Origin of the sequence: Paenibacillus maysiensis (genome assembly GCF_000520815.1) — a bacterium.
GTDB lineage: Bacteria > Bacillota > Bacilli > Paenibacillales > Paenibacillaceae > Paenibacillus > Paenibacillus maysiensis.
Genome location: NZ_ASRY01000315.1, coordinates 38,438 through 51,253, shown reverse-complemented (window position 1 = coordinate 51,253; position 12,816 = coordinate 38,438). Strand labels below are relative to the sequence as shown.

Here is a 12,816-nt window from a genome sequence, read left to right as displayed (position 1 = left end):
AAAATAAAATGAATTTACCTATTTACAAAACCAAACGTTCAGTATATTATTTAATTATCGAATTAATGAACTATACGTTCAGTATTTATTTTCCGGTAGCACTGAATGAAGAAGTGTTGTTGCACAATCACCAAACAATCATAAGGAGGATTATCATGCAAAGAGAACAACAAGCAATAGGAAGTAACCGTATTTCAAATGGGATGATGTTTCTGTTGGCAGCCGCATGCGGCCTGATCGTTGCCAATCTTTATTATGCTCAAACCCTGGTAGGGCCGATCCATGTTGCTATGGGCCTTTCTTCCACAGCAGCGGGATTCATTGTTACTTTAACTCAAATCGGTTATGTTGTGGGATTGCTGTTTATCGTACCGCTCAGTGACATTATTGAAAATCGACGCCTCATGGTCGTATCGCTAATCATTACAGTCGTTGCATTGCTCGCAGCCGCATTCGCCCCCAATGCGTCGTTGTTCCTGACCGCATCTCTGTTCATTGGAATCGGATCTGTGGTAGCCCAAATCCTGGTGCCGTATGCCACCTATTTAGCGTCTGAAGAGCAGCGAGGCCGGGTTGTTGGGAATGTAATGAGCGGACTGTTGCTAGGAATTATGTTCGCACGACCGGTGGCAAGCTTTATAACCAGCATCTGGGGTTGGCAAGCCGTATTTATTTTGTCAGCAATTGTTGTGACGCTGTTGACGGTTCTGCTCTCGCGTGCTCTTCCTGAACGTAAGCCTGCGCCTACGGTATCTTACGGCAAATTAATTTTCTCTCTAGGCACTCTTTTAAAACAAACGCCCGTATTGCGCCGCCGTGCCCTATATCAAGCCTGTCTATTTGGAGCCTTTAGCCTATTTTGGACTGTTGTTCCTCTACGATTGGCAGATGATTTCGGAATGTCCCAGCAAGGTATTGCATTGTTTGCTTTAGTAGGCGTGGGCGGCGCAGTAGCAGCTCCAATTGCCGGGAGATTGGCTGATAAAGGCTGGAGTAAATTCTTAACCGGGCTTGCCATGATCATTGCCGCCTTGTCTTTTTTGCTAATCTATCTTTTTCAAAACCATTCAACCGTAGCTCTCGTACTGCTCTTTGTTTCAGCGATTACACTGGATATGGCCGTATCGGGAAATCTTGTACTTGGGCAGCGTGTGATTTATTCCTTGGGAAGTGAGGCGAGGGGGCGTCTGAACGGACTCTTCATGTCTATTTTTTTCGTAGGCGGTGCCATTGGATCATCATTAGGCGGTTGGTCTTATGCGCAAGGAGGTTGGAATTTCAGTGCTCTCATTGGAGTCGCGCTGCCGTTGCTAGCTTTGCTTTACTTTTTCACTGAAAAAGAAACGAATGGAGACGTACAAAAGAAACCTTCGGCAGAATAACCATACAACAAAAAATTACCCCTATTCGTCTAAGTAGTTAGAGATACACACGACGAATAGGGGATTATGGTGATCGAAGACGTGTGAAATAAACTTAGCCAGGAGCAGAACGTACCGTTTTTCTAAACCTGGCGGTTCCCATCCACGTGACCTTTGCCATTTAGGTAGAGAAGTTGTATATGAAGTCCACTTCAAAACAAATGATTTGAACTTTGGCCTCCTTCATACTAGGTACAATGATCGCTTTACTGGCCATCTGTGTATAAGCAACTTCATCTTTCTATGGGACAAAACAGCAGCCGTTTCGTTCACTTTTGTATCTGTTAATGTTCTCACTTCAATAGGATGCAGGTTTGTTTCAATGAGCCCGTTGCGGTTCAAACCACTCTGGTGCATTAGTTTCTGACCCAAAGATTCAGCAGGTTCATAGTGTTTTATTTAAGTATTGCATCGATGGAATATGAACCCGCCCCTGTCAATGCGATACCGACTACGACTGCAATCAGAACTAGCGGATATTCATAGCCATTAGCTGTTGCCCAAATCCCGTTTTGGCCATGTACTTTGAAAATCGCTCCGAGCATAGTCACCGTAATGAACAATGCTGCCAATGGAGTGAGTAGTCCCAAAGCAAATAGTGCTCCTCCCAGCAATTCCATCAAGCCAGCGGACACTGCCATGAATACTCCCGGTTTAATTCCGACCGATTCCATCCAAGCGCCGGTACCTTTTGGACCATAACCGCCAAACCAGCCAAAAAGTTTCTGAGCTCCGTGCCCAACCAACAACAATCCAACCACCAAACGTAACAGTAACAATCCACTTGCCAACATAAAAATCACTCTCCATATCATATTATTTTAAGATTATTAAATTAAAGATATTTAGCAAAATTAAGTTCATTGCTGTACTATTTGTGCCTGTTCTTTTTTTAATTTTTCAGGAGTAATATCGTCTCCATGCGGATCATAAATAGTAGCATTCAGGAGAATGCTTTTTATAGAACCCCGAAATATTTGAAGGTATTCTTTGCGAAGATCAGTTTGTTCATTTTTTTCAATTTCAGTTAACCCGACTTCTTTTTCTTTTTTTGCAAGCTGATTAATTCTTTTTAAAATTGTAAGCATGTGTATACCCTCCATATTTATAATTTTCTTGATCGGATATATCTTAAATTTATTTATCTTGATATAAAGATATAATACTTTTCTATCCGTGTCAATACTTATTCGAAAGAAAAGAAGATCAACCCTTGGATTGCTTACAGAGAAAAAGAAAAAGCAGCCATCACAGAGGATGCTCTGCGACAACTGCTTTCTGGCTTTCAGGACCACATCACCAGCCGGAATCTTCCTGAGATCAAGAAGTTCATCGGCAGCTATGTAGAAAAGGTGATCGTCTACAAAGAACACGTAGAAGTCATCTTTAAGCTACAAGTTGTGGATTTGATCGATGGAGGCGAACCGTGGCACGGCAAATCCACAATTCGACGGGTGATGATGTTGAGGATGTTTGGGGAGGTGGCTTGATTTAGTCAGAGTTATTATTCGCGTTCCTGAATGTTAAGAGCTCCCCATCATACTTTTGAATTATTTCCTCAACTAAACCATTCATCATTTCTTGAAATTTAAATTCATCAAGAGCCTCTCTTGGGGTTTCACCAAAAATTGGCGCGGCATCCTGGTAAATCTCTTGTATGTCTTTAGCCCTTAATGTTGCCGAGCCTCTACCCGTATAGTTATATGCTGCCTTCCAATGTTGCTTTTTATCAGCTAGCAGAATTTTGGGAGCTATCTGATGTAATTGTGAGTAAACATCTTGCCTAATTTTCTCAGTTACGATATCCTTAATATCCTCAGGCTCACATTTCTTAGGCTTTGTAATGAATTGAGCCAGATGGTCTTGTAACAAGTCGATAAAATCGGAAATTGGCTTCAACGTGTCATAGGAGTGATGATTAAGTAGAGCTAATCTTTTAGAAAGCGCCCGTACTCTTGTCCAATGCTCAGGTTTCACTCCATTTGAACGACCAAGTCCCAATATTGCATCCCATTTTTCATGAAACTCTTTAATAGCATTTTGAATACTCATTGATAAGTTCAAAAAATGATATTGCAACTCTGCCTTTGGCATTTGGTCATCATCAGAGTCTTTCATATTAAAAATATGATTGATCAGATCCATTAATTGCGAGGAACTAGCTTGAACCATCTTAGTTTGCATCTTGAAGAAGAAATAGCTCCTCTCCTTCAACAGTTGTTCCACAGAAGCAATATAACTGCGACCATAACCATCATTCAAACTGTTCAATGCTGTGCTTATAGAGGCCTTCACATGGTTAACTTTCTCTACTCCTCTCTTCATACTATCACCTTTAACCGCATCCATATGAGTAAAGCAAAGTATTAGCTTCCTAATGTGACCACTAATAACTGCCGATTTGATAACCATCCGAGACGGCCCCACCATTGGCTGGTCACCTTTATCAACTAAGAGTATTGTTTGTACCTGGCCGAACAAATCCGTAACTTTATCTGGTAAGGTTGTTTCCGAATCAGAAGAGTGACCAATCCCTTCACCATCATACAAGATAAGCTTGGGCACTTCGTCGTAACCATCCGGCTTAAATGGCCCTTTAAGTCTCAGGCCCTCAACAATCGGAGTAAGTAAACGTCCCCATTGATCTTTGTGATTACTCGAGAATAACCTCATCCTTTTAAGGAATTCCTTTTTATTTCTATTATTAAAATAATAACTAATCGCCCAATCTGTTGAATCTTTAGTTAAACCACTGACTTCTAAATGACTGAATCGATTTTGAATATCGTCCATCAAATCGTCAACAACTTCCAGGAATTCAGTATTCTGTTCTAGGTACTCTTCAACAATTAGTTCTCTTAGAGCTTGCTTATCACCAATAGAAAGCTCATCCTTCTCTAATTCAAAACTCTGGGTTAAACTGTTTACTGCTTCAACTGAAATATCATTTATGCGAGACAAGTAGACACTTAACTTACCGGACATCTCTATCCTTAAATCAATTTCTTCGATTTCATCTTCTTCAAGTAGATCCTCATCATCGAGTTCATCATCAAAGAAGTCAAACTCATCATTTTGAGATTCGCTAATTAACGACAGATCACCAAGAACATAATTTAATCTAAATCGCTGATCTTTATGGAGAATAAACTTTTGTATTATATCCTCTTCACTTGCCCCAATTAATTTCGCGTGTACAGCAGCTTGAACACATTCCTCAACATATGTCCTTACTTCTATTCTAGTTAGAAAAGTCACTACTCCTTCAAACTCTTCTTGTTCCGCGCAAATGACTTCCATATCACAAGTTGTAGTACGACCTGCAGAGGTTGTTGGGAAGCGATCTGATTTAGAATATGTCCCCATTAACTGTCTTAAGAATGTTGTTTTTCCTACACCAGTTGCACCGAGTATTAGCATACTTCTATATTGCTTATCGAGTGGTAGCGGAATTCGATTGTTTCTCAAAATACGAAAATTAATTTGTTGTTCTTCTAGGTCATCATAAAACGCTCTAATTATAATATCGTTGTAATTCCTTGCAAGGGCTTGGTTTCTTGCCGCCGGAGTCCATAAAGTTTCATCAGCCAATATCTCATTCATTTGTTGTACAAAATTTTCAGCAACTTCCTTGTTACTTGTCCCTAGCCCCCTTCTTATTCTTAGCCCGTACTTCCCTTTTCCATCTAAACGAACTGGATGCCTAAAAATAATTGACCAAAACTCTCTCCCGTTACTCCTACTTAAAGAAGCTTTGTACTTTTGCAAGCTATCCCTCCTATATTTAGTTGTTCCAACGTTGTTCCAAATCATGATTCCTTCCAAATATATACTCGCGACTATCCTAAGTCAAGAAAAATTTGGAACAACCCCGGAACAACAGATCGGGGTTTCGGGTAAAGTTACCCAATTTTATCGAAAAAGGAGTGTAGCTACTTCCAAAATCGTCACGATAATAAAATTAATGGATAAAAACTAAATTTTAACCGAAGGAAAGCATGTTTGAAAAGAATATGATATTACGCCTTTTGACCTTTCGTTCACTTTTAATAATCAATAACTGTGGTAAAATACTCTATAGGAACCTTAGTTCCTATAAGGGGAGGACCGATACATGGAATTATTTAACACAATTAAAGATAAACAGAAGATTTTAGGCCAGTACATGACCCCCGAAATTATTGCAAACCAAATGGTGACGAAATTTAAAAAACCATTAAGTGATTTGTTTGTCATAGATCCTGCATGCGGTGATGGAAATTTACTTCTAGCAGTGGCCAAAGAAATGCTTAGAGCAGGAATTCCTGATGTTCATAGAAGAATTATTGGAGTTGACATCGATCCACTGATGCTTAAAGCTGCTCGTGCCAAGCTATATCTATTGCTTGGAGAAACAGCAGAGCAGGTTATTCTAATAAACGGAAATTTTCTGGATATTAATCCAATTGATTCTCTTTTTGAAACTACACTACCAAAAAACATTAACGCAGTAATATCAAATCCACCGTATGGATCTTTGAGAGAATATAAATTTTTTGAAGCATGTGATTCCATACTGGGTCCAAATGTTGAGAAAGTTTTCTTAATGCCTTTAGCATTTGTTGATCGTGTTACTGGTGTTGAAAAAACTATACTTTCTGGCAAGCCAATGGGTGTGACAACAGGACATGCAATAATTTATCATCTCAGTGGCACAAGTTATAAAATAAGTTCTACAAAGGGAGCTCAAATTAATAAAAGGGAGTTCAATGTATTTAGTGGAGTAAAACTATATGAAGAAGGTGCGGGGATTCCCCCACAGACTAAAGATACCCTACAATTCAAGCCGTACTCCTCGTCTTCTCCACAAGATGGTTGGCTTCCTTGCTTGCGAACCGGTGACATCCAGCCCTTTTCACTTACTACTGGAAGGTTATTTGTCAATTATGGAGATCATCTTGCTCATCCAAAAACCATTGAACGCTTCGAAGGTCCTAAAATTTTTGTTAGAAGAATGCCTATATGGAAAAACAAGAATTTAGGCGCGGTCTTTTCGAACGAAACAGTTTTGTGCGCTGGTGATGTGTTAGTTGTCAGGCATATCAAAGACGACGTCGAGTTATTAAAAGGGCTTGAGATTTATTTGAATTCCCAAGCTGCTGCTGAAGCAGTATTTGAGAATCGGCCCACTGTTCTCCATAGAACCTCATACCCTAAGATTTCTGCTAAGGATCTAAATTCTCTATTCGATACAAAACTCCCTTCGGATTCTGAATTAAGAAAGTTAGCATTAGAAAAGTATACTGTGAAAAAGCAACAGAAGTATGAGAACTCATATGACTCTTTAATCATAAATGATTTCCCAATTGAGGAAGTATCTGAGGCATGTCAGAGAGAAAAATCTATCAGGCAAGGACATATAAGCACTTTACAGATGTGGTGGGCTAGACGACCATTAGCAGTTTCTAGAGCTTCTATCTTTGCTGCGTTGTGTCCAAGCGCGCAGCAATTTAAAAACTCACAAAAGTTGCTTGAGATACTCAATTCTACCATACCTGAAACTCTGAGCGTTGAACAGAAATTGTATGAATTTACCGCAAAACTTTCTACCTGGGAAGCAACAAACGATGAAGAGCTACTTCAAAAGGCAAGAGCTATACTCAATTATGGAAGGGAAACTCCACCTTTAGTTATTGACACTTTTGCTGGTGGAGGGTCCTTGCCACTTGAAGCTCTTCGTCTTGGTCTAGATGCGTATGCCGGTGAGTTAAATCCTGTTGCAGCTACAGCTTTAAAAGCGTCAATAGAATTAATACCACAAGTCGACTCTAAATGGATCAGTGAATTCAACACATTACTCCATGAAATAACAAACAATCATCTAAAAGAAATAAGTAGCTTGTATAATAATTCAGGCAACATTGCACCTCTCGCTTTCTTTTGGTGCAAAACATACCAGTGTCCAAATTGTGGGTACTCAACGCCTTTATTAAGAAATAAGTGGTTAGCTAAAGGGAAGCAACCAGTTGCGTTCTCATTGCAAAAAGATGCAAAAGCCAAAAATACAATATTCTCTTTAATTTACCCTATTACAAAAGAGGAGCGTAAAATTGCTAATGAAGGAACTGTATCACAAAAAGGAGCAATCTGCGCCCATTGCGACTCAACAGTACCGACCTCTTGGCTTCGTGAAACAGGTACTAGCGGAAAAATCGGTGAAACATTATTTGCAAAATTGATACTAAATGAAAGAGGAGAAAAAGAATTTTTAATTGCACAAGATTCTGACTATCAGCTTTTGGAAAGCTCTAGCTTTTATAATTTAAATAATGGAAAATTAAAGTCTGTTCCCTCAGAAAAATTTGATATAAATGGAATACGCCATACTTGGGCTTATCAATATGGTATAACAAAAACTTCTGATTTATATAATCCAAGACAAAGCAAAGCTCTTTTACTGTTATTTAACTTACTTTATGACTATAAAAATGAAATAAGCCAAAGGGATCTACCAAGTACAGTAAAAGAGTTATACACGATTCTTCTTAGCCTTATTTTTAATAGAGTTGTACTATATAGCAATAAACACACTTGGTGGCAGTCAAATGGAGAGTTTCCCGCTAACATGTTTGGACACCAGGCAATAGCAATGGTCTGGGATTATGTAGAGGTACCAATTACTACTCCTCGTGCAGCTGGCTGGAAAAGCGCCTGCGATTGGATCATGAAAGTAGTAATAGAGCTTAACAAGTTGCCTAAATCAGGTGTTGTACAGATTAGCGATGCTGCTAAATGTTCTCTTCCCAGTGGTTCTGTTGATTTAGTAGCCATAGACCCTCCTTACTATGACTCTATAGCATATAGTTATCTATCAGATGTCTTCTATGTTTGGATGAGGGAATTTTTGGGTGATTCTGAAAACTTTGGTTTCCTATCCTCGTTGTCACCAAAAGGAGAAGAAGCAATCGTTGATAGGGCACATAAATTGGCTACTAACGCGAAGGATGATTCTCATTTTAGATCTAAAATGGAAGGAGCCCTCAGTGTTGCGGCAAAAACCTTAAAAAAAGATGGGGCTCTTGTACTAATGTATGGACATAAAAAGATAGAAGCGTGGAGTGCTTTAATTGAGTCAGTTTTAAATGCAGGATTTGAGCTGGTAGCCTCTTGGCCAATTCATATGGAAAGGAAGTCAAAATTTCAACATGGAAAAGTAGCTGCGTTATCGTCATCTTGTGTATTAGTTTGTATTCCAAAAAAAACATTTGAAAAGAAAACAATTATAATTGAAGAATTTTATGAATTATTAGAAGACTTTCTGGAAAGTCATATTCTCAAATATTTAAACGCAAAAATATTTGGAGCTGATTTAGAAATGTCTTTAATCATTCCTGCTTGCTCTCTTTTAGGTAAATATAAAGTTCTTTCAAATGACCAAGAAGAACTCACAGTATCAATGCTTCTTAAAGAACTTCCAAATATTATAGCTAAATCCGAAATGAATACTATCATCAAAGAATTAAAAAAAGAGAATAATAACTATATCTATCTTGAAGATATTATCTCGACATTTCCCACTGGATTAAAAACTTTGAAAGGATTTAGTTGGATGGATTTTCCTGTTAGCAATGAAACATTAGACTCTATCAGAAAATTGATTAAATTTCACCAAGAGGATATTGATAAAACTATTGAGAACGAAATTCAAACTTTGTCTGATAGCGATTTAAAAGATTTTCTAACCTACTTGAGAGTTGCCTCTTTATGTAGCTTAGATGACATAGAAGCTCGCTTAAAAGCTGAATCAGTAATCGGGCGAATTAGTATGCATTTAAGAAGAAAAAGAAATTAGCATAAATAAAAGGGGCTTTCGCCCCTTTTATTTATGCTATGAAATTCTTAAATTCTGAAACCTTGATACTATGCTCCTTCTCTAATTTTTCCGATAACCATTTATTTGTTTTATTAATTTTTCCACATATGATCAATTCGCATTGTGGGAAAAAATTAATCGGAAGAACATTATTGACTTGAGACTCAATATGAAGTTTCCACGTTTGCCAATACTCGAAATTTTTTAATGCCCCTACAAAATCAAAAAATCTTTCTTGAATATCATCATACACATACTCGTTCAATTTCATCTCTACTTCAATTAAACGTGTTACTTCTCCTTTATAAGCTAAAATATCAGGGTATCGTTGTCTGGAACCCCCGGCCAAAGATCTTATAGGAAAAACATTAACATGGGCTGTATTGGGAATACAAACAAATAAAACAGTCCAACCGTTTAATGTTAGCTTTTCTGCTATTGTTCTCGTAACCTCTCCTTGTCCTGCCATCGTTTCATCCTCTCCGATGCAGTTGTCTTAGAGTTAGTAAATGAAGTTTAGTGCAATTTTCAGCAGCAATCACTTCGACCCCATGAACCTTCGGTAATAGTGCTTCAGGAATTCTAGGAACTAATAATGTTGAATTCGCTGGAAGTTCTTTCAATCGCGCAGCAAATTCACTTTCCCAACCTATCTTATATGCTCTGTGACTACTAAAATATAAATCCTCTCTATGAAGTTGTTCTATAATTTGTTCTATAATTATTCGATTCGTTGACTTAAGTCCCTTTTTGGCCACTCCATTTCTTTCGAGTAGATTAACCATTTCAGAAACCTTATAAAAATCAGGTTTCCAATCCAACCTTTCTAAAAGTAAGCCTTTGTTTGCTTTCAAAAGATCCCAATCTTCTGAAGTCAGATCATCAGCATATTTTATCTTGCATTTTCCGTTTAGTTCTATGACGATATTTCTTAATCGCTTGCTTCCATAACCTCTACTTCTTTGTTCTAATAGCCAAGCATGATTAGAAACCATTTGAGGTAGCCAAAGCTCGAATTTTTCAGGTTTTCCGATCGGAGGCAACTTTTCAATTTCATCCAATGTGAACATAACTCTTCCATCAATGGAATCAAACTGACCCTCACCACGTTCCCAATGTCCACTATCAGGCCTAGAATTATAAATTTGAATCCATTTATTTTCTAATTTCAGCAAGGAACTTTGATTAGAGTATTCTGCTGAAGCTAAACACGCGTCAGCTAACAATTTTAATTTAGCGCGAAATTCTTCCAAATGATTTATTACTTTTTGATTCTCTCCTATAATTTTACGAGCAAGAGTATGGGAGAAAAATTGCCCTATATCCTTCCAAGATAATATTGATAACTGCACTTTTGTAGGAAGTGCATCAAGAGAACCGTTTTGCAAATCAATGATGGGAATAATTTGCCTAATAAAACTTGCCGGGTTATTTACATCCCAATCGCTCAAAAATTCTATATTCCTTTTTGAGTGACGATTAGGCAATCTATTTTGTGCTCCAGTAGGTCTGGTTTTCTGATAAGGACAAACGACAAAGCTATTTACTCCATACTGTCCTGATGCCCAAAGTAAAGGATATCTTTTATCAGCGTTAGACCCGTCGGGCGAGTGGACAGTCACTTCCACTCCACCTAACAAGTCTTGAGTTTGCTTAGCTACAAAGAAAATATCTGGATTTCGAATAGTTGAAATCCTTTTAAGGAGAGCAGGTATTGAATTTGCTACACTAGATTCTTTCAAATTTCTTCCTGGTTCAAATTCTATTTCTCCAATGTCCAAGTAGTTTGCATTCCAATTTTCTAGCCAGCTGTCAATGATTTCAGTTAGCCCTATAGGTTGGTTTTCTCCATCAGTAAATACCTGCACAATAGTTTTCATACAATTTATATATACTTAATTAAGTATATAATCCTCCTTTTTCAACTCATATGTAATTAAATTAGTAGTACTATTATTTTTAAAGCTAACTACATCAAACAGCTCAATTGTTAGATATTTCAAAAAAAGTCATTTTGCAATTGGAACAGTATTGATTGCATTCATAGTGCTAATTCTATATTACATTACCTAATATTGAATTGATACTATAACAATATATCTTAGGAGGTCTTTATGCGTCTCATACAAACCCAACAAGACATCACCGCTCTCCAAGATAATCTCTACTATGACCTAGCCGACCCCCAATGGAGTGCCGTTCAGATCAATCGCTCCGGCTTCTCAATTTAAATTGCTTTTTATATTCATCTAAGTGTATTTTTTGCAATAAGTCCTTACTTAGACTACCTAAATCCCCCAAATATACATCAGTTGTTATGGACAATGGATCAGAACCCGACAACTTAGTTGCAAAATCTTTAGATACAGGTTTGCCGCTTACAAACCTTACCCAATCTATATTTTGATTTAATCCCAATTCAGATACTGTGCTCCCTACGGTTACATGTGTTCTCCTCTGCTTGGTAACTAAATCAATATTTCTAGTGTCCAAAGTTTCGATACGCTGTGGGTCTATGACATTCAGGGTTACCTTTAATCCAAAACTAGGTTCTATTTTTGATCGATCAAGAACACTATAGCCATAGCCAAATGGAACTCCAAAAATTCGATTTCTAACTCGCAATAACAATATAAAAGAGTTAGAAGCATTCATTAAGCCCAAAGAGTTCACATCAAAATGCCCATCTATAAACGAAATCTATTTAGGCGCTCTAGATTTGTTTTTCTGCACATATGCAACACATTCAAAATCCAAATCAACAGGGCTTTCTACTTCTGAAAATGCATCATCACCAGATAAATACTTAAGTTGCAAAGCCTGTCTAAATAGTTTTACATCCTCATTAAGGAATTAATACCCAAATTCTATCAGGACAATTTAGACTTTCTGGTATTTTCGTTACTTCATACCCGTACTTTAAAAGCGAAGCATACCAAGTTATTTATAGAGTTAATTGACAAATTATACCTACTTTAGTATTACTCATTAGTATGAAGGGAGGTACAAAAGTAATAATACCATTTATCCAATGAAAAATTTGTCGTTTTATGTCGGTATATTTGTTTTTTCAAAAAAAGATAATAAATTCAAAATTGAATGAATATAAATAGGCTCAACTCTAAAATCACATAGACAAAACCCAAATTGGATCAGCTAAAAAAAGCAGCGGTCAAGACAGAATGACTTCTGTTTCAACCGCCGCCTTTATTTGAATCAGTGTACCAATCAGTTAAATTGGTTTCGCTTACAATGAAAACAGACAAACTACTCTCTGTTCTCCACACATATTAAAATTACTAACCCTCTATCAAAAAGTTACTTTTCCTTCCTAACTCCCTTAAAAGGAGTGTTATCAGACGTTTTAGCTTCTAAGAATCTTCCATTACTTGCATCCCTTTTAACCCACGTGTCATTTTTAGGATTGTAAGTTTGAGATCTATCTCTTACAGCTCCTTTTCTGTAGTCATTGCCAGTATTTTTAGCCATGCTAGTCCAATCCCTTCCTTTTTAATACTGTCAATTATATGTACCTATTCAATA

At 37.5% G+C, this 12,816-nt stretch carries 9 protein-coding genes; 2 read left to right on the top strand and 7 right to left on the bottom strand.

Annotation, left to right across the window (positions count from 1 at the left end; translation table 11 throughout):
* Positions 1 to 155 precede the first annotated feature (155 nt).
* Positions 156 to 1,382 (top strand): MFS transporter, encoded by a 1,227-nt coding sequence (locus L696_RS0125085; RefSeq protein WP_025686068.1) that lies wholly within the window; start codon positions 156 to 158, stop codon positions 1,380 to 1,382.
* Between the two features lie 434 nt (positions 1,383 to 1,816).
* Here L696_RS0125085 and L696_RS0125080 read toward each other — a convergent pair whose 3' ends face one another.
* The 3 genes from L696_RS0125080 to L696_RS0125070 form a co-directional block, all read right to left on the bottom strand.
* Positions 1,817 to 2,215, bottom strand: coding sequence for a DoxX family protein (locus L696_RS0125080; protein ID WP_025686067.1), 399 nt, complete (start codon positions 2,213 to 2,215; stop codon positions 1,817 to 1,819).
* Between the two features lie 66 nt (positions 2,216 to 2,281).
* Positions 2,282 to 2,509 carry a DUF896 domain-containing protein gene (locus L696_RS0125075; protein WP_025686066.1) on the bottom strand — a complete coding sequence of 76 codons (228 nt, stop codon included), beginning with the start codon at positions 2,507 to 2,509 and terminating at the stop codon, positions 2,282 to 2,284.
* Between the two features lie 403 nt (positions 2,510 to 2,912).
* Positions 2,913 to 5,189 (bottom strand): P-loop NTPase family protein, encoded by a 2,277-nt coding sequence (locus L696_RS0125070; RefSeq protein ID WP_025686065.1) that lies wholly within the window; start codon positions 5,187 to 5,189, stop codon positions 2,913 to 2,915.
* Positions 5,190 to 5,535: 346 nt separating this feature from the next.
* Between L696_RS0125070 and L696_RS0125065 the strand changes: the two genes are divergently transcribed.
* A complete protein-coding gene (locus L696_RS0125065; protein ID WP_025686064.1) occupies positions 5,536 to 9,252 on the top strand; it encodes a DUF1156 domain-containing protein in 3,717 nt (1,238 codons plus the stop codon).
* 31 nt (positions 9,253 to 9,283) lie between these two features.
* On the opposite strand, the gene L696_RS0125060 is transcribed toward L696_RS0125065, so the two are convergent.
* From L696_RS0125060 to L696_RS31320, 4 genes are all read right to left on the bottom strand, one after another.
* Positions 9,284 to 9,742 carry a PDDEXK family nuclease gene (locus L696_RS0125060; protein WP_025686063.1) on the bottom strand — a complete coding sequence of 153 codons (459 nt, stop codon included), beginning with the start codon at positions 9,740 to 9,742 and terminating at the stop codon, positions 9,284 to 9,286.
* A 4-nt stretch (positions 9,743 to 9,746) separates the two neighbouring features.
* Positions 9,747 to 11,153: a hypothetical protein gene (locus tag L696_RS0125055; RefSeq protein ID WP_025686062.1), complete on the bottom strand. Its 1,407-nt coding sequence runs from the start codon at positions 11,151 to 11,153 to the stop codon at positions 9,747 to 9,749.
* A 325-nt stretch (positions 11,154 to 11,478) separates the two neighbouring features.
* Complete coding sequence (locus L696_RS29940; RefSeq protein WP_342447955.1) at positions 11,479 to 11,964, bottom strand: DUF6119 family protein; 486 nt, start codon at positions 11,962 to 11,964, stop codon at positions 11,479 to 11,481.
* Between the two features lie 627 nt (positions 11,965 to 12,591).
* Complete coding sequence (locus L696_RS31320; protein ID WP_162833927.1) at positions 12,592 to 12,762, bottom strand: hypothetical protein; 171 nt, start codon at positions 12,760 to 12,762, stop codon at positions 12,592 to 12,594.
* Positions 12,763 to 12,816 lie beyond the last annotated feature (54 nt).

Coding starts and splice junctions, on each gene's coding strand:
- L696_RS0125085 (WP_025686068.1), top strand. CDS start 156: ATGCAAAGAGAACAACAAGCAATAGGAAGTAACCGTATTTCAAATGGG.
- L696_RS0125060 (WP_025686063.1), bottom strand. CDS start 9,742: ATGGCAGGACAAGGAGAGGTTACGAGAACAATAGCAGAAAAGCTAACA.
- L696_RS0125055 (WP_025686062.1), bottom strand. CDS start 11,153: ATGAAAACTATTGTGCAGGTATTTACTGATGGAGAAAACCAACCTATA.
- L696_RS0125065 (WP_025686064.1), top strand. CDS start 5,536: ATGGAATTATTTAACACAATTAAAGATAAACAGAAGATTTTAGGCCAG.
- L696_RS31320 (WP_162833927.1), bottom strand. CDS start 12,762: ATGGCTAAAAATACTGGCAATGACTACAGAAAAGGAGCTGTAAGAGAT.
- L696_RS0125080 (WP_025686067.1), bottom strand. CDS start 2,215: ATGTTGGCAAGTGGATTGTTACTGTTACGTTTGGTGGTTGGATTGTTG.
- L696_RS0125075 (WP_025686066.1), bottom strand. CDS start 2,509: ATGCTTACAATTTTAAAAAGAATTAATCAGCTTGCAAAAAAAGAAAAA.